We start from the raw sequence: 25,659 nt of genomic DNA, 5'->3' as shown, positions 1-25,659 counted from the left end.
CTTCCATATTTTTGTTTATATATTTGAAGCCTTGTTCGCCATATCCGACATCGCCTGTTCGGCCATCTTCTCGGCCTTCGCCATGGCCACCTGCTCGAAGGTGAACTCGGTGACCTCTTCAAGAGGAGTGCCTGGGCCGAATACGCCGCTGACTCCCTTTTCCATGAGCCCCGGGATATCCTGCTGCGGAATGATGCCGCCCAAGATGAAGACGGTGTCCTCCATGCCCTCTTTCGCCTTGACCTTATCGATCACCTTGGGCATCAACGTGTTGTGCGCGCCGGAGAGCAGGCTCACGCCCACGACGTCCACCTTTTCTTTCGCCGCTATATCCGCTATCTCGTCGGGCGTGGCCTGCAGCCCCGTGTAGATAACTTCGGCCCCCGCCTCCTCAAAGGCGCGCGCCACAACCTTCGCGCCGCGGTCGTGCCCGTCGAGGCCCGGCTTGGAAATCAAAACTTTAACCATGGTTTTACCTCCCTGAATCTAATCGCTTTGCGGGGGCCGGCGTTAATAGATTTTCAGCGGCGTATATTTTCCATACACGCCCTTGAGGACGCCGCATATTTCGCCGAGCGTCGCGTAGGCGCTCACCGCTTCGATCATATAGTCCCCCAGGTTCTCGTCGTTCCGGGCCGCCTTCTCCACGGCGGCGAGGGCGCGCTTCACCCTCTCGTTGTCGCGCTCCGCCTTCAGCTTGTTGATTCTCGCCGTCTGCTTGATCGCGACATCCTCAGGTACCGTGAACTGTGCCGGTTCTATGGGCTTGCCGTCCTTGAACTCGTTGACGCCCACGACGATGCGCTCCTTGTTGTCCACGCTTTTCTGGTACTTGTAGGCGTTATCCGCCAGCATCTTCTGCTGGAAGCCCTCCTCGATGCACTTCATGGCCCCGCCCTTTTTCTCTATCGTGTCGAGCAGCTCGAGGACCTCTTTCTCGATGGCGTTCGTGAGGGCCTCGACGGCGTAGGAGCCGCCGAGCGGGTCTACCGTCTCCGTCAGCCCCGACTCATAGCCCACGATCTGCTGCGTGCGCAGCGAGACCGTCACAGCCTGCTGCGTGGGCAGCGAGATCGCTTCGTCATAGGAGGAGGCGTGGAAGGTCTGAATCCCGCCCGCCGCCGCCGCCATCGTCTGAATGGCGACGCGGACGATGTTGTTGATGGGCTGCTCAGCCGTCAGCGCGGAGCCGCTCGTGAAGGCGAATATTTTCAGGCGCTGCGGCTCCTCCTCTGTCACATGGTAGCGTTCCTTCATGATCCGCGCGTACAGGCGGCGGGCGGCGCGGTACTTCGCGACCTCCTCCAGGAAGTCCAGCTGCGCGCCGAGGAAGAAGTAGCTGTTCGCCGTGGCCGCGACGATGTCCACCCCGCGCTTCACAGCTGCGTCATAGTACTCGATCATATCCGCCAGCGTGAAGGCCAGCTCCATCGCCGCGGTGGCGCCCGCGTCGCGTATGTGGTAGCCGGAGACCGCGATGGGCGTCCAGTGGGGAAGGTGTTTGCCGCAGTATTCCAGCACGTCCACGGAGAGCTTGACGCCGGCCTCCGGCGGGAAAATATACGTGCCTCGGCACATGTACTCCTTCAGAATGTCGTTCTGTAGGAAGAAGCCGATCGTGTTGGGGTCGATGTTGTTCTTCTTCGCGAAGGCCACGTAAAAGGCCAGCATGATTATCGAGTTGGCGTTCGCCGTCGTGCGGATCTGGCGTACTTTCTCGAAGGGGATCCCGTTGAACAGCGCCTCGATGTCAGCCAAGGAGTCGATGGCGACCCCCACCTTTCCGACCTCGCCCTCCGACATGGGATCGTCGGAGTCGTAGCCCATCTGGGTCGGCAGATCCAGCGCGACGGAGAAGCCTGTGCCGCCCTGTTCGATGATGTAACGGAAGCGCTTATTGGCCTCCTCAGCGGACGCAAAGCCGGCGTACTGTCCCATCGTCCACAGGCGGCCGTCGCGGTACATCTCCTCGCGAATGCCGCGCGTGTAGGGATAGTGCCCGGGCTCGCCGAGCTGCGCCTTGAGGTCCTCTCCTTTGATGTCGTCTTCGGTATAGACCCTCTTGAGCTCATATCCTGAAAGCGTGGTATGTTTCCGCTCTTCTGCCATTCTTATTGCCCCTTTCACCTTTTCTATAACCCCAGCTTTATTGACTTAGAAAGCTGATTTTCATCTTTTTGTCGTGGAATATCCGTTCGTCCATAAGACGCAGCTCCGGCGATATGCGCGGAGAGAATTCCATTTTAGAGAGGACGTCCCTCTCAAGGTCTACGCCGGGCGCTATTTCCGTCAGCGTAAGGCCCTCTTTTTCCAGCCGAAAGACGGCCCGTTCTGTTATGTAAAGCACCTGCTGCCCCTTCTCCAGCGCGCTGCGCGAAGAAAAGGTCACCTGCTGCACACGTTTTTTGAATTTGACTCCGGGGGCGTCCATCTCAATCGCAAGCCTGCCCCCGCCTATCCGGCACTCCATCTTTCCGGCCGTGAAGGTGCCCATAAAGCAGACCTTCGGCGTATTCTGCGTGATGTTGATGAAGCCTCCCGGCCCTGTGCAGCGCGAACCAAACTTGGAAACATTCACATTCCCCTCTTCATCTATCTCGCCCAGCCCGAGAAAGGCGGCGTCGAGCACTCCGCCGTCGTAGATATCGATGTTGTCGGTTATCGGGAGGATGGCGTCGGGGTTTACCGAAGCCCCGAATCCGACGCCGCTCACCGGAACGCCGCCGTAGACGCCGGTCTCGATAGAGAAGGTCACCTGATGGCTGACGCCCTCTTCGTTGGCGACGCTCGCGACGCTGTCGGGCATCCCGATGCCGAGATTGACGAGGTTGCCGGCATTTATCTCGAACGCCGCGCGCCTGCCGCAGACCTTGCGCGGCGTGAGCTCCATCGGCCGGATCATATCGAGCCGCATCCGCACGTCGCCGATCAGCTCCGGGCGGAAAGGAGAGCCGTCGTAGCATTGCAAATGGTTTTCCGGCTTCGCCTGTACCACGTAATCGACCAGCGCACCGGGAATCGCCACATGCCGCGGATCAAGGCCCCCTCTTTTAGAGACCCACTTCACCTGTACGATCACCGTTCCCCCGCAGCTGTGTACCGCGGCGGCCATCGCGTTCTGCTCGCTGTAAATCGCCTCTTCCTCGAGCGAAACGTTGCCGTATTCGTCGGCATAGCTGCCGCGGATAATGCAGACGTCTATAGGGAAGGACTTGTAATAGAGATATTCCTCTCCGTCGAACTCGATTAACGAAACGACGTTGCGCCCGGACTCTTTGGCTTTTTCGTTTACCTTGCAGCCCTCAAGCCGCGGATCGCAGAATGTGTGCAGCCCCACTCGCGTAATAACGCCCGGCCTCTTTCCCGCGATCGCCCCAAGCAGCTGCCCGTAGACTCCCAGCGGCACCGTGTAGCCGGCGATCTGATTCGCGCTGACCGCGCGCCCGATCGCGGGCGACATGCCTACGTGGGCGGCGTAGATCGAAGCGATGATGCCGGGTTCTCTGATAATGCTCAGGCCGCAGCCGTCTTCCGTGAGGTCGCCGGGAGAAATGCCCGAGACTACGTGGAGCCCCTTCGGGCTACCGTGGATGAAAAAAGATTTCGCCATCTCGCGCAAGATCTCGTCGGGAGCAGAAAACCCACCGAAGCCGCCGATGCCGATCACGGCATTGTCTCTAATTAGTGATATTGCGTCGGTAGACGAAATTATCTTGCTCATCCTTTTCACCTCGCAACACAACTCGGAGCACCTCATTTCCGCCGCGTGCCGGCGGCGGAAATGAGCTGTAGATATTTGATTCTGGCTACTGTTCCGCTTTCGGGGCGATGCCGCTGCCGAATTTCCCTACTATGAACTTAGTGATGTAGGGGAATATGAATATACAGATTACCAGCGTCACCGCCAGCTGCGCCGTCGCAGATTCCACATAGGGCTGATACTGCGGCAGGCGCTCGCCGATGATTCTCGGCGCGACGACCGACAGGCCGCCGAGGCAAGTAGCCGCGACCGCGGCGTATCCGGGACGTCTCAATATAAGCTTGTCCGCGGCTATCATTATCGGCAGGAAGATGCAGACGATGAGCCCGATAAGCACGATATTGGCGACTCCGGCCTGCGAAAGGGCCTTTAGGTTGATGCTCGCCCCCAGGCAGCAGCCGAGGAAGAAGAGTATCACAGGGGTAGCCGTCGAGAAGAGCTTACGGACTTTTTCATCGGCGTTCGCAAGCACCATGCCGAGGGCGAACGGGACGAGCGAGGAGACGGCGCTCATGTAGTCGAATCCCGTGCCGTCGGCCACGCCCAGAATCACCAGCGGCGTGGCGGGGACGGCTATCAGATTGAGAATGCCCATCGCGGACTTGTCGACCGTATCTCCGTAAGACTGCATCAATCCGGCGTAGACGCCGGGGTTGCAGCTGGCCAGGGCGATCGTGATCGCCAAAGCAGAAGCCCCCCAAACGCCCTCGGGGCCAAATAATTTCAGCGTCAGCCACGCACCGGTGAAAGCCACCGCAAGGCGCACGATGACCAACAGGCCGCCGCGGGCGCAGACCGAGCCCAGGTCGCTGTATTTGGTCTGGCTGCCGGCTGTGAAGAGCAACATGCCGATGGTGGCCATCGCGCCGGCCCCGCTGAAGGCCCCGGAGGTGGGACCGCCTATTTTGAGCGCCGCTGGGATAAAGGTGTTGACCACTGCGGTGATAATCATAGGCACTACCATTATTCCGCCCGGAACTTTATTTACTTTGCCTAAAATATCCATAGCCTGCCCCCATTTCTATTTTTTTTGCCGCACATTATTTGCGGGACTCGGCGAACTCAGGAGCGCACTTTTTAAAGGCGCCGAGCCCCTTCGGACGGCCGACGGCTATCTCGGTACGTCCATTATGTTTTACATAAATATCTTTAAATTCAAAATCCATGCTGGTAACCTCTCCTTACCCCCACGGACTCACTTTTCGCTAAGCTGGCTTGCGCTGCGCGACCTTTTCGGCGATGACGCAGTTGACGGGCTCGTGCCTCTGGTCGCGCTCAAGGCAGCCGTTGCAATAGATGCACTTGATTATCTCCTTCTCGCGGCCTTCGACCTGCTTCTTGATCCAGTCAGGATCGGCGAGCGCCGGACGGCAGACGCCTATCAGGTCGGCTTTGCCGGCTTCGAATACCTCTTCGCCGTGCTTGAGGTCTTTGATCTTGCCGGAGACGATGACGGGGATGTCGGAGCCGACCTCGCGCAGTGCATCCTTGATTCCGGCCGAGAGGTAGACGTGGCAGCCGTAGGGCAGGTTGGCCGTCGCCATGCAGCGGCTTCCGCTGTACCCCGTATACCAGGCGCCGTCTTCTGTCTTGCCGCCGGCCGATACGCTGATGAAGTCCATGCCGTCGCGCGCGAATATCTTTGCGATCTCCGTCGTCTGCTTCAGCGTGTTGCCGCCTATGACGAACTCTTCGCCCGATATGCGGCAGCCTACGCAGTAGTCGTTGCCGACTTCCTTGCGGATGCCTTCCATGATCTCCGTAACGATGCGGCAGCGTCCCTCGGTGTTGCGTCCGTACTTGTCTGTGCGCTTATTGAGCAGAGAGATGAAGGAAGAGAGCGTATAGCCGTGCGCCACATGCAGTTCTACGCCGTCGAAGCCGGCCTTTCTGGCTCTGACTGTGCTGTCGATGAACTGCTGCTTGCATTCGTCGATCTCTTCGTAGGTAAGATCCTCAATGGCCTGTTTCCAGCCTGTGCGGACCGACTGCTTCACATAGTGGATGAGCTGGACCGTCATTTTGCAGCCTTCGGCGTGCACGGCGTCCGTCATCTCTTTGAGTCCGGGGATGAATTTGTCGTCGCAGATGCGGAGGAGGTGGGGGCTCTTTCTGTCGAGCACGCCGCAGGCTTCAACGTCGATAAGGCCGAAGCCCCCCTTCGCGCGCGCCACATGGCGTTCGATGAGCGGGTCGGTGACGAAGCCGATCTCGTCGGCGAGACAGGTGACGGCGGGAAGCCATACGAGGCGGTTTCTCAGTTCCAGGTTTCTAAATTTTACGGGTTCCAGTATTTTCATAGTCATGATATTTTCCTCCAATTTTAATAAAAATTAGATTTGAACGGTGAAGGGCGAAAGCGCCCTTCACGCATTTTATGGTGGCCGGGCAGAGAGGTGTCCGGATGTCAGGCCTTTTTACTTTTTCTTGTTTTCTTCCGCCATTATCGCGTATATCTCGGCGCGGAGCTCATCCTTCTTGACCTTGCCGATATTCGTCTGCGGCAGGTCGTCGCGGATCTCAAGGCGCTCGGGAAGCTTGAATTTCGCGAGCTTGCCTTCAAGGAACTTGACGATCTCCTCCAACGTAATGCTGTCGCCGGGATCCCTCATCGAAACGAAGAGGCAGGCCTTTTCGCCGAGTATCGGGTCGGGCATCGGGACGAGCGCCGCGTCGTGGATTCGCTCGTGTTTCAGCACAAGATTCTCGACCTCTTCGCAGCTGAATTTCTCGCCGCCGCGGTTGATCGCGTCCTTGATGCGCCCCATGATGACGAAGCCCTTGCCGCTCTTGTGCATCGCCGCGAGGTCGCCCGAACGGTAGAAGCCGTCCTCCGTGAAAGCCTTGGCGTTGTGGTCGGGCGCGTCATAGTAGCCGCGAATCGTGTAAGGGCCGCGGAAGATTATCTCGCCAGGGCGCTCTGCTTCGCCGCGCCAGCGCGCCGTCCCGTCGTGTACGCTTTCGGCTATTACGGCGCCGTTGTCCTTGTCGACGATCTTCCACTCGTCGGCGGGGGAGACCGGAAGTCCGATCGTGTTGTATATGACCTCTTCGTCGTCGAAGAGGCTCGTCTGCGTGATGGTACCTTCGGACATGCCGAACTGCGAGATCAGACGGCAGCCTAATTCGGGATACACGCGGGCGGCGACGGTGGGCTCGATCTTCGAACCGCCGTTGATGACGATCTCCCATGATGAGAGGTCGTACTTGCTTCTTTCCTCAAAGTTCAGCATGTTTATAACCATCGCCGGAACCATCGGTATGTGTGTGATTCTTTCCTTTTCGATCAGCTTGCAGATATCCTCCGTGCGCGGCGAAGTGCTCATTATGACTTTGCCGCCGAAGGTGAAGGCGCCCTGGATGCCCGGGGCTGCTAGGACCATGTTGTGAGCTACGGGCGCCACTGCGAGCTGCACCGTGTACATGTTATATCCCAGTTCGCGGCTCGACTCCTCCGCGACATAGCGATAGGCGTTGTATTCGCGCGGAATGAGCTTGGGGATGCCCGTCGTACCGCCGGAGAGCAGGATGATGCAGACATCGTGCGGGTCGGGCAGATATTTTTTCAGCAGATCGGGGTCGTCTTCGCCCTCGATCGGAGTGTCGAGCAGTTCGTTGATGTAAGAATATCCCGCGGGAATTTCCTGGTTGACTCCCGCGATCATTTTATGTTTCATATACGGCAGCTCGGCGGCTATTTGATCTACCAGCTCCACATAGTTATATTTCTTTGCGAGACCTGGTATAATATATCCGATCGCCTTTGCCTTTGCGGCGATCTGCGATATTTCCGTGTACCTGTGCTGGGGCAAGCACATAACGGGAATAACGCCGATTTTCTGTAGAGCGAGGTAGATAAAAACAAACTCCGGTATGTTTGTCAGCTGAATGACTATGCGGTCTTCGTGCTTAAGCCCCATCTTCAGGAAATGCAGGGCAAGGCGGTCAGAACCTTTTTTAAGCTCTCCGTAGGTGAAGCGTTGTTCTCCTCCTACCAATGCTTCGCGATCCCAAAAGCGTTCCGCTATGCTGTCGAAGACCTGTGAGAAAAGTTCCTTTTTCCAGTAACCTCTCTCATCGTAAAGTTTTGCGAGTTCCGGTCTGTAAGCAGTCCAATGTTGTAGCATGGTTCCCCTCCGTTCGGATAATTGATAGTTGCCGTGTGGTTATGTGTGGTTTTTTGTCCGCCGCGAAAAACTCATCTCTTTACGGTAACAAGAAGCAAACGGCACAGCATCACCTCTCACATTGTCTATTTTTAAGCATAAAACAACCGCAATGATATGTCACTAATTAGTGATATATCATCACACAATATTCCTTCAGAAAGGAAAACCCTTCTTTAACGCAGTTTCTTCAATATTGCGACAATCTGTTCCTTCTCTTCCCTCGTCAATCTTGCGAAGAACTCGGCAAGGTTGGACATGTGCCCCGCAAAGACCACATCCATCAGATCCCTGCCCTTCTGAGTTATTCCGATGAGATAAGAGCGTCTGTCATGCGGATTATCCCAACGATAAACAAGTCCCGCCTGTTCCAGATTCCTTACCACTACAGTGATGTTGCCGCTGCTTGAGAGCACTTTGTCTATTATCTGCTGTATCGTCTGTTCTCCCCTGTTATAGAGAAGCTCAAGTACTGTAAACTGCGGCAGAGTAAGCCCCCTCTCACGGAACAGCTCGTTAGACATTCGATGCGCGTTGCGATAAGTCCTTCCAAGTGCGATGATGAGTTTACCGTTCAGCCTGTCTTTGGAGTTCATATCAAACCTCGATCTACTAAATTCTCATCAAATTGACTTATCTAACGTTTGTTGTAGAATAGCACTAGTTAGTGATGTTGTCAATGTAATTTTCAGATTACTTAGACTAAACAAAAATATGATTTTACAAAGGTTTGGTTTTGTTTTTAAATACTCGTTCACAAGGGAATGACTAATATTTATGTTAAAAAAGATCGTTTTCTTCTATGGCCCCAAATATAATTTCAAGCGCCATCTGCCGAAGAGCAGGGCGCTGACCACGATCAGCGAGCTCGCGATATACAGCGACAGAAAAATGCGGGAACACACCTTCAAGATACAGAGCAGGCGCAGTTCCGACGGCGCCGCCGCGGAGAAGCAGGAGGAGCGGCTCTCCGTCCCCTGTCTCGTAGCCTACTCGGAGCAATACGCTTCGATCAGCGAGAGCGCGCTGCATTCCTTTCTGAGCTTTATAGATCAGTTCGAGGTGGAGTCGCTATATTTGCAAAACCCTCCCGCGCATCTCGCCGAACAGTTTCGCAACATGCACAGCCGCGTAAGGGTCATAAAGTATGAGTACAAGACGCTGGATATGGAGGGGCTCAAAAGAATCAACCGGGAATATCCGCAGGTAATCATCGGCCAGGAGGAAGTAAAGCGGCGGCTGCTGACCGCCCTCTATCCGCTGGCGGCGAATAAGCTTGCCAAACCGCTCGTGCTGCTCTTCTACGGCCCCACCGGCGTCGGCAAGTCGGAGACGGCGAGGTATATCGGCGACGTGGTTGGGCAGAGGCTGTTTCGCCGCCAGTTCTCGATGTTTCACAGCAACGAGTTCGCGCCGTATCTCTTCGGCGGCCGCCACACCGGCGACTCTCTCGCAAAGGATCTGATGGAGCGTGAATCGTCCGTCATCCTCTTCGATGAATTCGACAAGCCCAATCCGCTCTTCCACAGCGCTTTTTATCAACTCTTCGACGAGGGGATATACGAAGACAGGAATTACCGCGCCGAAGTAAAGAACGCCGTCATAATCTGCACCACGAACTACGCCTCCGCCAACGAGGCGCGAGAACGGCTCGGGGCGCCTCTCTTCGCGCGCTTTGACGCGGTGATAGGATTTCGCCCGCTCGACGACGGCGCCCTTGGCGACATTCTCAAAAGGAGCTGCCGTGAGGCGGTGTGCAAGCTCAGCGACTGGGAAAGAAAAATCGTTTCGGAGGAAGACCTTTACCGCTCCCTCATCCCGCTTCTCTACGGCGGCGACGGCGTGCGCGGCGTTAAACGGCTCGTGCGGGAAAAAATCTCCGAAACGCTTCTCGGCGACGCGCTCCGCCGTTAAAACACGGACCCTATCAACCTCACGTCGTCAAAGACGGGAAATTCACGGCGCGTCCGGCGCACGGTATCAGCGGAAATTTCTCCGCCGACGCCGCCCTCTTCCTGTATTGCCTCCGTGACCATCTCTCCCCAAGGGTCGATGATGCCGCTTTCCCCGACCATCGTCAGATGTTTATAGGGGCCGACCAGGTTGCACGATAAAAGGTAGGCGGAATTTTCCATTGCGCGCACCTTGTTGAGGATTTTGAAAGCTTCGCTGCGCGGATAAGGCCAGGCGGCCGGCACGACGAATATTTCCGCGCCCATGCCGAGCGTCATCATGCGGAACAGCTCGGGGAATCTTATATCGTAACAGATGGCGAGCCCCAACCGTCCCAGTTCGGTGCCGACCACCGTCGGCTGCGTGCCATGCGTGAACACGTCGGCCTCGTGCCCGTAACAGGAGAACAGGTGTATTTTACGATATTCCGCTACATCCGTCCCCTTTCTGTCGAAGAGGAGGCTGGTGTTGAATAATCTCTCCCCTTCCTTATGGACGAAGCTCCCGCAGTGGATAAAGGCCCCCAGCTCCCTTGCCTTATCCGAGAGGCGGCACATAAGCGGCCCCTCTTTCTCTTCCGCAAAATCCCAGATGGTACGATAGTTGAGCACACCGACATGCCACAGCTCGGGGAGCACGACGAGATCCGAGCCGCGGCAGTCGTCGATCATGCGAAAGACGCGCTCGACGAGCTCTTCGCGAGGCTCCTCCGCCTCTATCTTTAACTGGATAAGCGATGCTTTCATGTATGTCTCCCGTTCGCATTAGATTTTCCACAGCGAGAGATGAACTCTATCCGGAGCCGGCGCACTATTTCATCAGCGGGCTGCTGAGAAGGCGCTAATTCACGTGCGAGCATTGCCGCATTAACTTTTGTCAGGATTGCCGATCACAGCGTCGTGACGTCGTATGTCGGCTCCGTTTTCTCACAGCAGGCCGCGAAGCGCCGCTTCCGCTCTTCCCGTCTTCGCGCGTTGTTCTACAACGAGTGTTTTTATACAGCGTGCCATCGCGTTTGTCAAGCCGCATGCCTTTTCCCCCCAGGGCAAACGCTTATAAAATAAATACGTCAGTACGTTGGCAGACGCCATTTCCAAGGCCTGCATAGTAAGTAGGAATGCCAAGCCAGCAGAGCTTGCGCTTACTCCTCATACCGCATTTGTATGTGCTGCAGGTTTTCAGCATCTGTAAGGCCAGTTTTCCGCAGAGTATTCATTATTTCGGCCACGTTCTTCGCTATAGCACTGCAGTCGTCCTCGCTGAAGGCTATATCCAGCATCCAGCGTAGGTTGTTCTCGGTCGCCCAGCGTTCTCTTTTGATGCGCAGAAATTCTTTACATAGAGCTCTTTCAAACTGTAGATGAAGTAACGGTCTTCAGCAGAGTTCCTTTCATTGACATGGCGTGTATTGTGGATTCAGGCGACCCCGCTATACCGCCTAGGCTTCAATATCTTCGAATCAGCTCAGCTCGTTGGATAGATAGTGCACTATTTTCTCTATACGCCTATGCTCCTTCTCCAGAATTAGGGGCAGTATAAATAGTTTGCATATTGACTTATTTAAAAGCATAGTATATGATTCGCTCATCGTATCCTATTTGGGATACAATAAAGTGAATATAAAAAATAAAAAACGACAGGAGGCTTTCATATGGAACAACACTATGGTATTCTTTCTATTCTACCCCCTATTATTGCTATATTATTGGCAATAAGAACTAAGAACCTTTTGGTTTCTCTATTTGTTGCAGGATATGTAGGTGTTCTTACAATATCTAGTTGGAATCCTGTTCTTGCGTTATTTAATTATGTTAAGGATTTTATTTATGTTCAGGCAGCGCAAAGTGGGAATGCTAATTCTTTGGTAGCACTGCTTTTTATAGGTAGCTTTGTGGCCTTACTGACACAGTCTGGTGGTTCGGCGGCATTGGCAAATAAGGTCGTACATCTGCTTGATACAAGGTGTAAGACACAAATCGCTGTGTGGATCGGAGGCCTGATTGTTTTCTTTACGGACTCTGGTAACTCCCTAATTGTTGGGCCCGCTTTTCAATCTGTTACAGACAAGTTGCGTGTGAGTAGAGAAAAACTGGCTTACATTCTTGACTGCACTTCATCTCCAATCTGTATTCTGGTTCCCTTTATCAGTTGGGGAATCTTTATTATGGGGCTTATGCAAAAAGAGTTCGACCAGTTGAAGCTTCCTCTTGTGGATTATGATGTTTTTCTTAATGTTATCCCATTTCAGTTTTACGCTATAGGGACGTTGCTTATGGTTCCTTTGGTGGCGGTTACCGGATATGAATTTAGCGCCATGTGTCGGGCAGAAAAGAGGACCATAGAAACTGGACAGCCATTTTGGCCGGGGGCGAAGTTGGCGGGCGGTGGGACAGATACAAGCTGGATAAATGAAAAAGCAACCCCGTCAGTGGCTGTAATACCGCTTATTGTGTTATTTGGATGTTTGTTCGGCTTACTGATATGGCATGGTTTTCCGTTTAAAAACATACCTGGCAGCGTCTTGCGCGCGTCTCTATCCTGCGGTTATTTTCTAGGATCACTGTGCGCTATTGCATTGATGATTAGACAAAAGATCTGTAATGCGGAGAAATGCTTTAATATTTTTATTGAGGGAACTAAGGACATGATGTTTATTATAATCATGTTGCTTCTTGCCTGGTCTCTTGGATCAATATGTAAATCACTCGGTACTGCGATATATATAGTAGAATTATTACACGGTTCTATTCCCGGCTGGATCATTCCCGCCCTCGTTTTCACTGTCGGCGCAGTAATTTCATTTACTACAGGTTCTTCTTGGGGTACTTTTGCCATACTCATCCCACTTGCGATACCAATGGCACATCACCTAGGAGCGCCAATGTATGCCACTATTGGGGCAGTGCTGTCAGGGGGATTATTTGGAGATCATTGCTCTCCTATTTCTGATACGACGTTGCTGTCTTCGATGGGAGGTGCTTGTGACCACTTCGACCATGTAGAGACGCAGTTGCCTTATGCTTTAACAGTTGCTGCCGCTAGTTTAATAGGCTATTTGATTTCAGGGATAGTGGAATCAAAATTTGTACTTGTTATTTCTATTGGACTGATGGCAGTATTTACGATTGCTTTTGGCAAAATGTTTGGAGAAAAGCTTCAGAACAGAATCAATTTATGATTTATTTGAAGAGGTGTGATTTATGAGAAAAGTGTTAGTTCTTGGTGCTGGTCGGATTGCAAGGCCATGCATTCAATATCTTTTAGTAAACTGCCGCTATGAAGTATTTGTGTCTGATATCTGCGAAAAGAATATTGACCGCTGTATCGCCCGCCATCCGAATGGGCATAAGATTGTTGGGGATTCCATTGCCAATCTTAAAGACACTATTAAACAGGTATCACCGGAGGTTTTAATCTGCCTGTTACCGGCTACATTGATAGGGAAAGTGACGCGAGCCTGTGTCGATTCTTGTGTGCATTTTATCAGCCCGTCATATTTAAAACCGGAAGTACGTGAGCTTGAAGCCGAGGCAAAAAATAATGGCGTAACGCTGTTGTGTGAGCTAGGCCTCGACCCAGGCATTGATCATATGTCGGCTTCAAGAACCATCAGGGCAATACATGCGCAAAACGGCAGAATCCTTTCATTTAAGTCTTGGTGCGGCGCTTTGCCTGCTCCTAAATATAATAACAACCCTATAGGCTATAAACTTTCATGGGCACCAACAAGTTTGATAAGGGCAAGTAGGCGTGAAGCAAAGATAATCCGCAACGGAAGAACGATAGTTTGGCCAGACGGAGAAACGTACAATCATGCAAGTTTAATTGACATTCAGGGAATGGGTTGGTTTGAAGAATATGCGAATGCGGATTCTACTCCTTACGTTCAGTACTACGGTATACCAGAGGCAAAAGATGTTTATCGCGGTACTATAAGGAATATTGGCTGGTGCGAAATGATATGTAAGATGCAGAATCTTGGACTGTTTGATGAAGGAGAACATGATTTTTCAGGCAGAACGTACGCCGACGTTACAAGAGAATTGATAGGAGCAGAAAAAGAAACAAATCTAAAAGACGCTCTTTGTGCCTTTTTAGATCTTGAACCTTACTCAGCCGTCATACTCAAACTTGAGTGGTTGGGGCTTTTTGAAGAACGTCTTGTACCGATCAATAGAGGGACAATGTTTCAGTTCGTTGAATGCCTGTACAACGAGAAACTAGTGTTTGCTGAAGAAGAACAGGACGTATCAATAATGGAGCACCGATATCTCATAGAGTACTCTGACAGAAAAGTACTTAAGCGTTCCACGTTGGTGGATTATGGAATCCCTGGAAGTGACTTTTCAGTTGCACGCCTCACCGGCTTGCCACCGGCAATGGGAGCTAAACTTATACTAGATAAGAAGATAAAACAAAGTGGCATCCTTACGCCGACGATGCCGGAAGTGTATGAACCAGAGCTTACTGCGCTTGAAAAGATGGGAATCACATTTAAAGAAACAGAAACACTTGTAGAGTAACAAAACAAAGGAAAAAGCAGCCTGCTCGCGACTTTATATAAACCTCTGAACTTCGTTTTGCCGTTGACATTACCATGTGTGTTTATTATCATCTCATTTAGTTTGTTTTTTAGGATACATGATAGTGAAGGGTGATAATAAACTATGAAAAGAGCTGAAGAGTTAGCATATGAGTCGATAATTGAAATGATACTTTCGCGTTCATATGCACCGGGCGATAGACTGGTGGAATCTGAGCTTGCAGAATTATTAAATTTAAGTCGCACTCCGATAAGGAATGTTTTGCGCAAACTTGCTGCAGAGGGGCTGCTTGAGGTACGCGGTAATAAAGGTTGCTATATTCCTCAGCTTTCACCGGAAGATATGGCAATGGTGTTTAAAGCACGAGCTCATCTTGAAGGAAAAGCCGCGATGGAGGCGGCATATTGCCGGACGGAGCATGACATTGATACATTGAAGGAGTTACTTGCAAAGGAAAAAAACAAGTATGAAGAGGGTGATAAGAAAGAATACGCTGCCGTCAATGATCAGTTCCACCTTTTAATAGCAAGCATGTGCGGCAATAAGTATATTGAAAAGTTTACAAGGCAGGTATTTTGGCGTTCGGGGTTGTACATTTTTTATTTTGACAGATTTTACGTACCGTCAGCGCCTGACGAGGTTTTACGTGATTCAAGTAAATCTATAAGCTGCATTCAGCATGCAGAGATAGTAAACGCGATAATAATTGGTGACGGTAACCTGGCTGAAAACGCTATTCGTTCACACATATACTCGACATATTCAAAGATGGTTAACCGAGTGCCGTACGTTGGGCACATTGTTGGCATAAATCATAATTTCGTTTAAGTTGCCACAAAACGGGGGGATTTACTATGAATAAAGAGTGTTTCTGCGAAGTCGATTGCGATAAAAAAACTGATGCGGCTAAATTTGCAATATTTGCTTGGGAGGCCGGTAAGATACCGCGTGGTTTAATGCAGTTGGAAACCTTACGCGGCAACAGCACCAATCCGCAAACCTTTGATTTCCCCATTATTATAGAGAGAATACCCGGTGCGTGCGCGGAGACTGTTATCCAGAATCCCAGTCCTCTGGTTCTAAAGAGTATGATTAATAGAGCACAAGAGTTGCAAAAAATGGGTATAAAGGGGATAACAACAAGTTGTGGATTTAATGCTATTTTTCAAAAAGAGATTTCTAAAACGGTAAAAATTCCTTTTTTTTCATCAAGTCTTCTGCAAATACCATATATACGCGCCGTATATGGAAATAAACGGGATATAATTATATTTACGGCAAGAAAAGCCAATCTAAGACAGGAACATTTTTTTGCTACTGGAACTACGGATATATCAAATCTCCATCTCTATGGCATGAAAGAAGAATCTAAAGAATGGCTCAAAATGAATACACATTTCGACGCAAATATAGACATAGAGGTCCTAAAGAAGGATTTTGTAAGGTTGGCAAAAAAAGCTTTGAACGAGCATCCGGACGCAGTAGCGTTTTTGTTTGAATGTACAGATATGCCGCCATTCTCACAATTGGTAAGAGATACTGTTGGGTTGCCGGTTTATGATTTTGTTACTATGACGCGTTACTTCTACAACGCAGTATGTTGCGCTTTATGATAGTAGGGGTAGCGCAGAATTTTGTGTAAACCGCCTCAGTCGGATATCTGGCCTGCCCTGAGGGTTTAGACTCCGGCATCAGGTCATCTGCCAAAATGTATCATATTGCAATTAAGCCCGCGGCGGATTTTCGCCGCGCTGTTGACAATTCCGCGCCGACTTACTACAATGTTTTCATGCTTGGAGAAGGAGGAGCGGCCATGGCGCGTTTAACTGGATATATCGCAGACAGCATGATGATGTGCGCTTTCGCGTGTGGCTCCTCTTGTGATTTGCCGGACGCCTGAGCGCGTCGTGCGGGAAAAGAAATCATAAGACCGGGGCCGTTCGAGTTCCGGTCTTTTTTATTGCGGCCAACGAAGGGGAGTTGTCATGATCGAGATTCACGATTTGGGGAAATATTACGGCGAGCAGAAGGTGCTCTCGGACATTTCCCTCGAAGTGCGCAAGGGCGACGTCTTCGGCATAGTCGGTCACTCCGGCGCCGGAAAATCGACTCTGCTGCGCTGTATGAACGGCCTCGAAAGCTACGGCGGAGGCAGCGTGCGCGTAAAGGGCAAAGAGGTCAAGGAGCTCGGCGAACGCGAGCTGAAGCTGCTGCGCCGCGACATGGGGATGATCTTCCAGAACTTCAACCTGATGAACAGGAAGGACGTCTTCGAAAACATCCTCTTTCCGCTGAAGGTCTGGGGCACGCCCAAGGCGGACGCGGAGAAGCGCGCCGACGAGCTGCTCGAACTCGTCGGGCTCACAGGCAAAAAACATGAGAAGGTGCGCGACCTGAGCGGCGGGCAGAAGCAGCGCGTCGGCATAGCGAGGGCGCTCGCGCTGAACCCCGAGATACTTCTCTGCGACGAAGCGACCTCCGCGCTCGACCCGAAGACGACGATCTCCATTCTCGAGCTGCTGATGGACATAAACAAAAAGCTCGACGTGACGATCGTCGTAGTGACGCACCAGATGGAGGTCGTCAAGATGATCTGCAACAAGGTCATCATACTGGACGGAGGAAAAATCGTAGCTTCCGGCGACACGGAGAAGCTCTTCCTGGCGCCGGGGCCGGAGCTTCGCAAGCTTATCACGGACGACTACGCGGTGATACCGTCGGGCATCAACATCAGGCTGATGTTCCCGCGCGAGGTCGCGAACGAGGGCATCATCGCTAACATGGCGCGCGAGCTGGACGTCAAATTCTCGATCGTCGGGGGGCGCATCGAAAGATACCGCGATACGGTGATGGGCTTTCTCATCATAAACGTCGCGGATGGGGACGTTCCGAAGATCGAAAAGTGGCTCGGCGAAAACAATATGTATTGGGAGGTAATGAAGAATGGGCAGTGAACTCCTGGCGGCTCTTTGGGAAACGCTCTACATGGTGGCCGTTTCGACCTTTTTCTCAGGTATTTTCGGATCCTGCGTCGCGGTGCTGATGATCATGACGGGCCCCGCGGGGCTCTCGCCGAACAGGCCGGTCTACAGGGCGCTCGACGCCGCCGTCAACCTGCTGCGCTCATTCCCCTTCATAATACTGCTCATCGCGATAATCCCGCTGACGCGCCTCATCGCCGGCACTTCGATCGGGAGCACGGCGTCGATCGTGCCGCTGACGATAGCGGCGACGCCCTTCGTGGCGCGCCTTATGGAAGGCAGTCTTCTTGAAGTCGACCGCGGCGTCGTCGAAGCGGCGAAATCCTTCGGCGCGTCGACGGGACAGATAATCTTCGGCGTGATGATAAAAGAGGCGATGCCCTCGATCGTCCTCAACTGGGCCGTCGTCGCGATAAACCTGCTGGGCTACTCCGCGATGGCCGGAGTCGTCGGAGGCGGGGGGCTCGGGGACCTCGCGATAAAATACGGCTACAACAGATTCCAGACGGACGTTATGATCTACTCCGTCGCGATTCTGATAGTAATTGTCCAGGTGATTCAGTACATAGGCAATTACATATACGAAAAAATCAGATAACGGAGGCGGTCTGCGATAGAGTATGATATGAAAATTTTCTGCACAGCGCGCCCCGGAGTCTAAAAAATAACGACAAGGAGAAGAGAAAATGAAGAAAATCGCACTCGCACTGATAGCGGCACTGCTGATACCCGCTGCGGCCTTCGCGGCCGGCAAGGAAATCAAAATAGGCGTCACGCCGTTCCCGCACAAGGACATCATGAACGTCGTAAAGCAGCTCCTGGCCAAAGACGGCTACGAGCTGAAAATAGTCGAATTCACCGACTACGTGACGCCGAACACGGCGCTCGCGGAAAAGTCGCTCGACGCCAACTTCTTCCAGCACATCCCCTATCTGGAGAACACGGTCAAAGAAAAGGGTCTGAAGCTCGTCTGGGTCGCGAAGATCCACATCGAGCCGCTTGGCTTGTACTCGAAGAAGATAGGCAAGCTCGACGAGCTGAAAAACGGCGCCCAGATCGCGATACCGAACGACGCGACTAACTGCGCGCGCGCCCTCCGCCTGCTTGAGAAGGGCGGACTCGTCAAGGTCAAGGCCGGGGAACTAGTGACGGCCAAGGACGTCACAGACAACCCGAAGAACTTCAAGATACGCGAGCTCGACGCGGCGCAGCTCCCGCGCACGCTGCAGGATGTCGACGCGGCGGTCATAAACACGAACTTCGCGGTCGAAGCGGGGCTCATCCCTGCCAAAGACGCGATAATCATTGAAGGCAAGGACAGCCCCTACGCCAACGTCGTCGCCGTGCGCGCCGAGGAGAAAGACTCGCCGGCGATAAAGGCCCTCGTCAAGGCCTCGAACTCAAAAGAAGTAAAGGACTTCATCAACAAAGAGCTCGTGCCGAAGGGAATTGTCCCCGCGTTCTAAAAAAAGCGAAAGCGGCACCGCGGACTGACAGCCGCCCGGCGTGCGTCGGGCGGCTGTTCGACGCCATACGGATTCCGCGCGGCGAAGCAAGAGCGCGCCGCTACAGCGCCACCAGCACCGACCCCCCGACGGCGAAGACTATCCCGGCCCACTGCGCCGGCTCTATCTTATCTTTATAGACCAGCGTCGAAAAGAGCGACGCGAGCACCGGATTCGACGCCCCTATCGGAGTCGCGACCGTCGGCGGCACATACTGAAGCGCCAGCGAATAAAACCAGGCGCCTAGCCCGAGAGAGCAGGCTCCGGCCGTCACGCCGAGCGCCGAGTCGCGCCTCAGGAAGGCGCGCCACGGCCGTGCTTTCTTCTTTACAAAAAACGCGTGGAGAAACCATACGGCCGACGCCGCCCCAAAAAACGCGACGCCGCGCCCCAGAACGATCGTCGCGGGGTTGAGCCCGCAGACGAGAAGCTCCTTATTCAGCAGAAGCCCGGCGGCCCAGAAGACGCTCGCCGCGGCCGCCGACGCAAGCCCCCGGAAGGATAGCGGGCGCTCCTCCTTCCCCTTGCGGCAGAGCAGAGCCACGCCGGCCACGACCGAGAGAGTGCCGCCCGCTATAGCCGGCGTCAGCGGCGCGTCGTAAATCAAATACGAGACTATCGCGACGCATATCGGATAGGTGCTGGAAATCGCCGAACCGCGCGCCACGCCGAGCAGGCGGATCGAAAAGAAGAGAAAGACGTCTCCGAGAATGTTGTTGCATATCACAAGCGCGAGAAAAATAAAAAACTCGAACCTCGTCACCGGCGTCAGCTGCGCGTTCTTCGCGAAAAGCAGAAGAGCCCCGCACAAAAGGCCGCCGCAGGCGCGCGTAAGGGACATCTCGGCTGCGTCGAGCTTCCTTATGCCTCTCATCAGGAACGAGGTGCTTCCCCAGCAGAAACAGGTCACAACGCTCAAAAATATCCCGTAAAGCAAAAACATCACCGGCGTTTCACAGAATAACCGTGCGCGATGCCGCAGGCGAATATATAATATCATACGGCGTCCGCGGTAAGGGGGGCGTCGAAAAAAAAAAGAACGAGGTGCATCGATGAAAAATAAAACCATCCGCGCAACGCTCTGCGCTGCGCTGCTTATCGCCACGGCCCTCGCCTCCGCCTCCTTCGCGCTCGACTTCAGCGCGGAGTTCGTCGAAAAAGAGGGGGAGACGACGCGCAAAGGAAAAATTTACATGACGGCGGAAAAGTCGCGCTTCGAGCTTGACGGCTCCGGCGAGATAGAAGTCACGCGCGCCGACAAAAAGGTGATGTGGCTCGTCTTCCCTAAGAAAAAGGTCTACGTGGAAGAAGAATTCTTCGGCGCTCTGCCGGGCGACGCGACGAACGGCGATCCGAAGGACACTGGAGACCTCTCGCGCGAAGACTTAGGCTACGAAATAGTCGACACTTTCCGCCTGAGAAAATATCTCGTGACGGTGAAATACAATAACGGTGAAACGCAGGACCAGTACTACGAGTGGCGCAGGAACGGCTTCCCGATTCCGGTAAAAATGCAGTCGCTGAACGGCGAATACGCCTACGAATATAAAAAAATAAAATTCGCGCCGCAGGACCCCAATCTCTTCGCCGAGCCCAAAGGCTACAGGAAAATCGGCATCGAAGAGCTGGACGAGCTGGAAACGGTAAAGCAGAATAAAACTAAAAAGAAATAAATGGAGCAAAAGTAAATATAACTCCTGTCTGCTGAGGCGGAAAGATATAAAGAGGTTGAAAGCACAGAATATATACTGACTGAGCGGGCGGCAGAAGAGGCTGCTCGCTGATTTTCTAAGAGAGCTCCTCGGCAGATGAGATGAGCGAAAGCCCGCGCGCGGGCCTTTTTTCGTCAGCCGGTTTTATTTCCGCTGAAAAGCCGCGGCGGTCACCGCAGGAAGGAGCGCAGGTAGTCGTCCACCTGGTCGAAGTCTATCAGGAAGGAGTCGTGCCCGTTTTCGCTCTCTATCTCTTCGTAATAGGCGCGGACGCCGTTTTTGGCGGCGGCTCTGACGGCCTCCTCGACCTGCCAGTTCGGGAAGAGCATGTCGCTCGACACGCCGAGCCCCAAAAGCCTGCGTCCAGCGTAACTCTTCCACGCCGCGTCCAGCCCGCCCCGCCCGGCCCCTATGTCGTGCAGGTCCATCATCCTCGTCAAATATAGGTAGCAGTTGGCGTCGAAGCGCTTCACTATCGCCTCCCCGTGATGATGCAGATAGCTTTCGACCTGGAATTCGCCGCTCCAGTCGCTCGTCGTACCGCGCGCCATTTCACGCATATAGCGGTTCGTGAAGGACTGCTCGCTGCGGTAGGTTATCATCGCGAGCATCCTCGCCGCGGCGAGCCCGTTGGCCGGGCCCGCGCCTTCGTAGTCGCCGTTTTTCCATTCGGGGTCGCCCATGATGCTCTGCCGCTGCACCGCGTTGAAGGCGATGGCCTGCGGGTAGAGGCGGTCCGGCGCGGCGATGAGCGCGCAGCGCGGGGTCTTGTCGGGGAACGACGCCGCGTGCTCGAGGGCTATCATTCCGCCGAGAGAGCCGCCGGCGACGGCGTAAATTTCTTTTACGCCCATCGCGTCGAGCGCGGCCCGCTGAGCGAACGCGGCGTCGCGCGGCGAGAGGATCGGGAATCTCATCGCCCAGCGGCGGCCGTCGGCGGGGTTTATCGAGAGCGGGGAGGTGCTCCCGTAGGGGCTTCCGAGGTTGTTGAAGCAGATCACGCAGTATTCGCGCGTGTCGAGCGCGCGCCCGTCCCCCACGATGGGGCCCCACCACGGGTCGGGCTCGCCGGCGCGCTTTTCGCCCGTAAGCCTTTGGCTGCCCGTCAGCGCGTGGCAGACGAGAATCACATTGCCGCCGTCGCTGGACATTTCGCCGTACTTCGCGTAAGCCTGCGTGAGGCTGTCGAAGCGAGCGCCGGAGGGCAGAGTCACATTCTCCAATTCCACGGAAGATAGCTCTTCTTTCATGTCGTTTTTTATTTTCCGGCCGCGTCGAGGCCCTTTTCAAGGTCCGTGATGATGTCCGCCGCATCCTCCAGCCCGACGGAAAGGCGCAGCAGCCCGTCGGAGAGCCCCGCCTCCGCGCGCTGCCCGCTTGTGAGCTGGCTGTGCGTCGTACTCGCTGGGTGGATTATCAGCGTGCGCGTCTGGCCGAGGTTCGCCATGTGCCCTATCAGCGAAAGAGAGTCTACCAGCTTGCGCCCGGCTTCGATCCCGCCCTTCACGCCGAAGGCCATCATTCCGCCGCAGCCGTCTTTCAGGTAGACCTTCGCCATGTCGTTCTGCGGATGGCTTTCAAGGCCTGGGTAGCGCACCCATTCGACCTGCGGATGTTTTTCAAGGAATTTAGCGACGGCGAGGCCGTTTTCGCTGTGGCGCGCCATCCTCAGGGCAAGGGTCGAAAGCGAAAGGTGGAGAAGGTAGGCGTCGAAGGCTGACGGACAGCCGCCCATGTCGCGCAGCACGGAGCAGTGCAGCTTGGCCGCGAGCGCCGATCTCCCGTATCTCTCGGCGAATACTATGTCGTGGTACGACGGGTCGGGGAGCGCGAGGCCGGGGAATTTTTCCGGGTATGCGCGCCAGTCGAAGCCGCCGCCGTCGACGATGGCGCCGCCTATCAGGTTCCCGTTGCCGGAGACGTATTTGGTCGTCGAATAGACCACCGCGTCCGCCCCCCATTCGATCGGGCGGCAGAGCGCCGGTGTCGCGAAGGTGTTGTCGATTATCAGAGGGACACCGCGGCGGTGCGCGGCGCGCGCGAGAGCTTCGAGAGGCGCGACGTTCATCATCGGGTTGCCGATGGTCTCCGTGATCACCCCGCGTGTGTCGTCGTCTATCGCCTCTTCGACCTGACAGGGATGGTCGCTGTCGACGAACTTCGTCTCTATCCCGAAGCGCGAGAAGACGTTTTGTAGCAGCGTCACCGTGCCGCCGTAGACCTTGCGCGAGACGACGAGGTTCGAGCCGGAGGAGCAGAGCGCCGCGACAAGGTGCGCCAAGGCGGCCTGCCCGGAGGAGAGCGCGATGGCGCCGCAGCCGCCTTCGAGCGCGTTCAGCCCGTCCTCGAACGCTTTGACGGTCGGGTTGGCCAGGCGCGAGTAGATATAGCCCTCCTCTTCGAGCTTAAAAAGGCTCGCGGCCTGCGCGCTGTCCTTGAACTGATAGGCCGACGTGGCGTAGATCGGCAGCCCGGACGAGCCCGTCGCCGGGTCGCGCTCCCAGCCCGCATGCAGAGCCTTTGTCATGAAACCGTAATTTTTATTATCCTTCACGGCGATTTCCTCCTTAAAAAATATAAAAAACGGGCCCTGCTAAAAAGCAGAGCCCGCCGGTACAGTTGCGAAATTTCCGTCTACTGTTCCCCAGGGGCTCTGCTTTTTGCGCACATCATCATTACGCACAGCGGATATGAGTTGATCATCGCGCAAAGCCCCCTTCACAGATTCATTGCTCACATTCTATCGGCGTATCTTTCGATTGTCAAGGGCGTCAAGGCGCCCCAAATCCACCAAATCCCCAGGAAGAAAAGAAGGAGGTCAAGTTCAAGCGCAAAGGGGTGTGTAAAACACTCTTAGAGACTTCGGACGTCCCACCGTACTGCGGCCGCTCTTTTTTACCTGGGAAGTCGGGTTTTCTTTTGGGGGCTTGACATAAGCCGGCCTCTGAGCAAAAATATCAACCGTGGAATAAAGGCAAATGCGACGACTGAAAAGAAGTAAGCCCGAGAACAGTCCTTGCAGAGAGCCGCCGGACGGTGCGAGGCGGCAGACGGACGGGCCGAAATACATTTCAAGAGCAGCGCCCCGAAAGAATTTTTCGAGTAGGCGGCGACGGGCGCGCCCGTTACAGCGGACAGGGTATCGGCCTTCGGCGCCCGTACCCGACGAGGGCGCGTCCCGCGAGGGAGCGCCAAACTGAGGTGGTACCACGGGTAAAAGTTTTCCCGTCCTCTGAATGCAGGAGGGCGGGATTTTTTTATATCTTCCCCTCCAAACAGGCAAAAACGGGAGGAAAGAAAAATGCCTATAACTGATCTGCTGGAAAGAAACGCGAGAGAATTCTGCAACGAGACCGCGCTGGTCGAGATCAACCCCGAGGTCAAAGAAATACGCCGCGTGACGTGGAAGGAGTACGAGCTCATCGAGTCGAGCCCGACCGAGAGCTACCGCAGGGAGATAACGTGGGGCGCATTCGACGAAAAGGCGAACCGCTGCGCCAATCTGCTGCTTTCCCGCGGGATAAAAAAGGGCGACAAGGTCGCCATCCTGATGATGAACAACCTTGAGTGGCTGCCGCTCTACTTCGGCATCCTCAAGACCGGTGCGCTCGCCGTGCCGCTAAACTTCCGCTACACCGCCGCCGAGATAAAATACTGCCTCGAGCTCGCCGATGTCGACGCGCTCTTCTTCGGCCCTGAATTTATCGGACGCGTCGAGGACATATGCGACTCGATCCCGCGCGTGAAGCTGCGCTTCTTCACCGGCGACGGCTGCCCGCGCTTCGCGGAAAACTATATGCACCTCAGTTCGAACCTTTCGAGCTGCCCGCCGCGCATAATCCTTTCCGACGAAGACGACGCCGCTATATACTTTTCCTCGGGCACGACCGGCTTCCCTAAAGCTATCCTGCACAACCACGAAAGCCTGATGCACGCGGCCAAGACGGAGCAGGTACATCACGGGCAGGGCCGCGGCGACATCTTCCTCTGCATCCCGCCGCTCTATCACACAGGAGCGAAGATGCACTGGTTCGGCAGCCTCATCTCCGGCAGCAGAGGAGTATTGCTCAAGGGGACAGATCCGAAAACGATAATCGAAAGCGTTTCTAAGGAAAAATGCACGATCGTCTGGCTGCTCGTACCGTGGGCGCAGGACATCCTCGACGCGATCGACGCCGGCAAGATAAACCTCGACGACTACGAGCTTTCACAGTGGAGGCTGATGCACATCGGCGCGCAGCCGGTGCCGCCGAGCCTCATCGCGAGGTGGCGCAGGGTCTTTCCGAAGCACAGATACGACACGAACTACGGCCTCTCGGAATCGACGGGGCCGGGCTGCGTACACTTGGGCACCGGCAACATCGACAAGGTGGGAGCTATAGGGGTGCCCGGCTACGGCTGGAAGACAAAGATAATCGACGATAACGGAAAGGCGATAACGGACGGCGGCGTCGGCGAGCTCGCGGTCAAGGGGCCGGGCGTGATGACCTGCTACTATAAAGACCCGAAGGCGACGGCGGAGGTGCTGCACGACGGCTGGCTCTCGACGGGAGACATGGCGCGCCAGGACGAGGAAGGCTTCATCTACCTCGTCGACCGCAAGAAGGACGTTATAATCAGCGGCGGCGAAAACCTCTACCCCGTCCAGATAGAGGACTTCCTGCGCGCACATCCGAGCGTCAAGGACGCCGCCGTGATCGGCCTGCCGGACTCGCGCCTCGGCGAAATAGCGGCCGCGATCGTCGAGATAAAAGAGGGCTTCTCCTGCACCGAGGAGGAGATCGCCAGATTCTGCCTCGACCTGCCGCGCTACAAGCGTCCGCGCAAAATAATCTTCGCGGAGATTCCGCGCAACCCGACGGGCAAGATCGAAAAGCCGAAGCTGCGCCAGAGGTACCGGGCGGAACATCTCGTCGCGATGCAGAGCGAATCGTAGAAACGGCGAAGCCGGCGGACGCGCGAAAATTTGCGCGCCGCCGGCCTTTTGTATCGTACACCTAAGATTCACAGCAAAGAAGCGGAAGCGCCGGGCGCCTTC

At 54.6% G+C, this 25,659-nt stretch carries 22 protein-coding genes and 1 other annotated feature; of the genes, 10 read left to right on the top strand and 12 right to left on the bottom strand.

Features of this window, described 5'->3' with window-relative positions; genetic code table 11:
• Positions 1–15: 15 nt before the first annotated feature.
• The 8 genes from EH55_RS10725 to EH55_RS10695 form a co-directional block, all read right to left on the bottom strand.
• The gene (locus EH55_RS10725; RefSeq protein ID WP_037977708.1) at positions 16–468 is read right to left on the bottom strand and encodes a cobalamin B12-binding domain-containing protein; all 453 of its coding nucleotides are present in this window, start codon (positions 466–468) and stop codon (positions 16–18) included.
• A 42-nt stretch (positions 469–510) separates the two neighbouring features.
• Positions 511–2,109: an acyl-CoA mutase large subunit family protein gene (locus tag EH55_RS10720; protein ID WP_081839556.1), complete on the bottom strand. Its 1,599-nt coding sequence runs from the start codon at positions 2,107–2,109 to the stop codon at positions 511–513.
• A gap of 37 nt (positions 2,110–2,146) precedes the next feature.
• Positions 2,147–3,721 carry an acyl CoA:acetate/3-ketoacid CoA transferase gene (locus EH55_RS10715; RefSeq protein WP_037977705.1) on the bottom strand — a complete coding sequence of 525 codons (1,575 nt, stop codon included), beginning with the start codon at positions 3,719–3,721 and terminating at the stop codon, positions 2,147–2,149.
• Positions 3,722–3,806: 85 nt separating this feature from the next.
• Entirely contained in the window at positions 3,807–4,766 is a 960-nt protein-coding gene (locus EH55_RS10710) for a 2-keto-3-deoxygluconate permease (RefSeq protein WP_037977704.1), read from the bottom strand.
• 34 nt (positions 4,767–4,800) lie between these two features.
• The gene (locus EH55_RS14800; RefSeq protein WP_256261475.1) at positions 4,801–4,926 is read right to left on the bottom strand and encodes a hypothetical protein; all 126 of its coding nucleotides are present in this window, start codon (positions 4,924–4,926) and stop codon (positions 4,801–4,803) included.
• Between the two features lie 39 nt (positions 4,927–4,965).
• Positions 4,966–6,066: an oxidoreductase gene (locus EH55_RS10705; RefSeq protein ID WP_037977702.1), complete on the bottom strand. Its 1,101-nt coding sequence runs from the start codon at positions 6,064–6,066 to the stop codon at positions 4,966–4,968.
• A 111-nt stretch (positions 6,067–6,177) separates the two neighbouring features.
• Positions 6,178–7,887, bottom strand: a complete 1,710-nt coding sequence (locus EH55_RS10700) for a (2,3-dihydroxybenzoyl)adenylate synthase (RefSeq protein WP_037977700.1) — start codon at positions 7,885–7,887, stop codon at positions 6,178–6,180.
• Positions 7,888–8,102: 215 nt separating this feature from the next.
• Complete coding sequence (locus EH55_RS10695; RefSeq protein ID WP_037977698.1) at positions 8,103–8,522, bottom strand: MarR family winged helix-turn-helix transcriptional regulator; 420 nt, start codon at positions 8,520–8,522, stop codon at positions 8,103–8,105.
• Positions 8,523–8,703: 181 nt separating this feature from the next.
• Between EH55_RS10695 and EH55_RS10690 the strand changes: the two genes are divergently transcribed.
• Complete coding sequence (locus EH55_RS10690; protein WP_037977696.1) at positions 8,704–9,840, top strand: AAA family ATPase; 1,137 nt, start codon at positions 8,704–8,706, stop codon at positions 9,838–9,840.
• On the opposite strand, the gene EH55_RS10685 is transcribed toward EH55_RS10690, so the two are convergent.
• On the bottom strand, positions 9,837–10,625 hold the full coding sequence (locus EH55_RS10685) for a nitrilase-related carbon-nitrogen hydrolase (RefSeq protein ID WP_037977695.1): 789 nt from the start codon (positions 10,623–10,625) through the stop codon (positions 9,837–9,839). The two genes, EH55_RS10690 and EH55_RS10685, sit on opposite strands and share 4 nt — an antisense overlap.
• Positions 10,626–11,530: 905 nt before the next feature.
• On the opposite strand from EH55_RS10685, the gene EH55_RS10680 reads away from it, so the two are divergent.
• The 7 genes from EH55_RS10680 (at position 11,531) to EH55_RS10650 (ending at position 18,870) form a co-directional block, all read left to right on the top strand.
• The gene (locus EH55_RS10680; protein ID WP_037977693.1) at positions 11,531–13,057 is read left to right on the top strand and encodes a Na+/H+ antiporter NhaC family protein; all 1,527 of its coding nucleotides are present in this window, start codon (positions 11,531–11,533) and stop codon (positions 13,055–13,057) included.
• Positions 13,058–13,079: 22 nt separating this feature from the next.
• Entirely contained in the window at positions 13,080–14,402 is a 1,323-nt protein-coding gene (locus EH55_RS10675; protein ID WP_037977689.1) for a saccharopine dehydrogenase C-terminal domain-containing protein, read from the top strand.
• A gap of 144 nt (positions 14,403–14,546) precedes the next feature.
• Complete coding sequence (locus EH55_RS10670; protein WP_051682842.1) at positions 14,547–15,251, top strand: GntR family transcriptional regulator; 705 nt, start codon at positions 14,547–14,549, stop codon at positions 15,249–15,251.
• 26 nt (positions 15,252–15,277) lie between these two features.
• Positions 15,278–16,036: an aspartate/glutamate racemase family protein gene (locus tag EH55_RS10665; protein WP_051682841.1), complete on the top strand. Its 759-nt coding sequence runs from the start codon at positions 15,278–15,280 to the stop codon at positions 16,034–16,036.
• Between the two features lie 372 nt (positions 16,037–16,408).
• On the top strand, positions 16,409–17,377 hold the full coding sequence (locus EH55_RS10660; RefSeq protein WP_037977687.1) for a methionine ABC transporter ATP-binding protein: 969 nt from the start codon (positions 16,409–16,411) through the stop codon (positions 17,375–17,377).
• Positions 17,367–18,002: a methionine ABC transporter permease gene (locus EH55_RS10655; RefSeq protein WP_037977685.1), complete on the top strand. Its 636-nt coding sequence runs from the start codon at positions 17,367–17,369 to the stop codon at positions 18,000–18,002. Before EH55_RS10660 ends, EH55_RS10655 begins: the two co-directional genes overlap by 11 nt.
• Before the next feature lie 88 nt (positions 18,003–18,090).
• Positions 18,091–18,870, top strand: a complete 780-nt coding sequence (locus tag EH55_RS10650; RefSeq protein ID WP_037977682.1) for a MetQ/NlpA family ABC transporter substrate-binding protein — start codon at positions 18,091–18,093, stop codon at positions 18,868–18,870.
• 100 nt (positions 18,871–18,970) lie between these two features.
• On the opposite strand, the gene EH55_RS10645 is transcribed toward EH55_RS10650, so the two are convergent.
• Entirely contained in the window at positions 18,971–19,852 is an 882-nt protein-coding gene (locus EH55_RS10645) for a DMT family transporter (RefSeq protein WP_037977679.1), read from the bottom strand.
• A gap of 109 nt (positions 19,853–19,961) precedes the next feature.
• On the opposite strand from EH55_RS10645, the gene EH55_RS10640 reads away from it, so the two are divergent.
• The gene (locus tag EH55_RS10640) at positions 19,962–20,582 is read left to right on the top strand and encodes a hypothetical protein (RefSeq protein WP_037977676.1); all 621 of its coding nucleotides are present in this window, start codon (positions 19,962–19,964) and stop codon (positions 20,580–20,582) included.
• Between the two features lie 209 nt (positions 20,583–20,791).
• Here the strand turns inward: EH55_RS10640 and metX are convergent, their stop codons facing one another.
• Positions 20,792–21,871: a homoserine O-acetyltransferase MetX gene (gene metX / locus EH55_RS10635; protein WP_037977674.1), complete on the bottom strand. Its 1,080-nt coding sequence runs from the start codon at positions 21,869–21,871 to the stop codon at positions 20,792–20,794.
• Positions 21,872–21,879: 8 nt separating this feature from the next.
• Entirely contained in the window at positions 21,880–23,175 is a 1,296-nt protein-coding gene (locus EH55_RS10630; RefSeq protein ID WP_236617122.1) for an O-acetylhomoserine aminocarboxypropyltransferase/cysteine synthase family protein, read from the bottom strand.
• A 420-nt stretch (positions 23,176–23,595) separates the two neighbouring features.
• Positions 23,596–23,857: a binding site (T-box leader), on the top strand.
• A gap of 65 nt (positions 23,858–23,922) precedes the next feature.
• Here EH55_RS10630 and EH55_RS10625 point away from each other — a divergent pair.
• The gene (locus tag EH55_RS10625) at positions 23,923–25,557 is read left to right on the top strand and encodes a class I adenylate-forming enzyme family protein (RefSeq protein WP_037977671.1); all 1,635 of its coding nucleotides are present in this window, start codon (positions 23,923–23,925) and stop codon (positions 25,555–25,557) included.
• Positions 25,558–25,659: the final 102 nt, after the last annotated feature.

The organism is Synergistes jonesii, assembly GCF_000712295.1.
In the GTDB taxonomy this organism is placed as follows: domain Bacteria; phylum Synergistota; class Synergistia; order Synergistales; family Synergistaceae; genus Synergistes; species Synergistes jonesii.
This window is presented reverse-complemented; position numbering and strand designations above follow the sequence as displayed.

Excerpts from the sequence above, each read along its gene's own strand:
- EH55_RS10710 (WP_037977704.1), bottom strand. The coding sequence starts at position 4,766 with ATGGATATTTTAGGCAAAGTAAATAAAGTTCCGGGCGGAATAATGGTA.
- EH55_RS10720 (WP_081839556.1), bottom strand. The coding sequence starts at position 2,109 with ATGGCAGAAGAGCGGAAACATACCACGCTTTCAGGATATGAGCTCAAG.
- EH55_RS10680 (WP_037977693.1), top strand. The coding sequence starts at position 11,531 with ATGGAACAACACTATGGTATTCTTTCTATTCTACCCCCTATTATTGCT.
- EH55_RS10625 (WP_037977671.1), top strand. The coding sequence starts at position 23,923 with ATGCCTATAACTGATCTGCTGGAAAGAAACGCGAGAGAATTCTGCAAC.
- EH55_RS10645 (WP_037977679.1), bottom strand. The coding sequence starts at position 19,852 with ATGTTTTTGCTTTACGGGATATTTTTGAGCGTTGTGACCTGTTTCTGC.
- EH55_RS10650 (WP_037977682.1), top strand. The coding sequence starts at position 18,091 with ATGAAGAAAATCGCACTCGCACTGATAGCGGCACTGCTGATACCCGCT.
- EH55_RS10695 (WP_037977698.1), bottom strand. The coding sequence starts at position 8,522 with ATGAACTCCAAAGACAGGCTGAACGGTAAACTCATCATCGCACTTGGA.
- EH55_RS10660 (WP_037977687.1), top strand. The coding sequence starts at position 16,409 with ATGATCGAGATTCACGATTTGGGGAAATATTACGGCGAGCAGAAGGTG.
- EH55_RS10700 (WP_037977700.1), bottom strand. The coding sequence starts at position 7,887 with ATGCTACAACATTGGACTGCTTACAGACCGGAACTCGCAAAACTTTAC.
- EH55_RS10640 (WP_037977676.1), top strand. The coding sequence starts at position 19,962 with ATGAAAAATAAAACCATCCGCGCAACGCTCTGCGCTGCGCTGCTTATC.
- EH55_RS10690 (WP_037977696.1), top strand. The coding sequence starts at position 8,704 with ATGTTAAAAAAGATCGTTTTCTTCTATGGCCCCAAATATAATTTCAAG.
- metX (WP_037977674.1), bottom strand. The coding sequence starts at position 21,871 with ATGAAAGAAGAGCTATCTTCCGTGGAATTGGAGAATGTGACTCTGCCC.
- EH55_RS10670 (WP_051682842.1), top strand. The coding sequence starts at position 14,547 with ATGAAAAGAGCTGAAGAGTTAGCATATGAGTCGATAATTGAAATGATA.
- EH55_RS10675 (WP_037977689.1), top strand. The coding sequence starts at position 13,080 with ATGAGAAAAGTGTTAGTTCTTGGTGCTGGTCGGATTGCAAGGCCATGC.
- EH55_RS10655 (WP_037977685.1), top strand. The coding sequence starts at position 17,367 with ATGGGCAGTGAACTCCTGGCGGCTCTTTGGGAAACGCTCTACATGGTG.
- EH55_RS10705 (WP_037977702.1), bottom strand. The coding sequence starts at position 6,066 with ATGACTATGAAAATACTGGAACCCGTAAAATTTAGAAACCTGGAACTG.
- EH55_RS10715 (WP_037977705.1), bottom strand. The coding sequence starts at position 3,721 with ATGAGCAAGATAATTTCGTCTACCGACGCAATATCACTAATTAGAGAC.
- EH55_RS10685 (WP_037977695.1), bottom strand. The coding sequence starts at position 10,625 with ATGAAAGCATCGCTTATCCAGTTAAAGATAGAGGCGGAGGAGCCTCGC.
- EH55_RS14800 (WP_256261475.1), bottom strand. The coding sequence starts at position 4,926 with ATGGATTTTGAATTTAAAGATATTTATGTAAAACATAATGGACGTACC.
- EH55_RS10725 (WP_037977708.1), bottom strand. The coding sequence starts at position 468 with ATGGTTAAAGTTTTGATTTCCAAGCCGGGCCTCGACGGGCACGACCGC.
- EH55_RS10665 (WP_051682841.1), top strand. The coding sequence starts at position 15,278 with ATGAATAAAGAGTGTTTCTGCGAAGTCGATTGCGATAAAAAAACTGAT.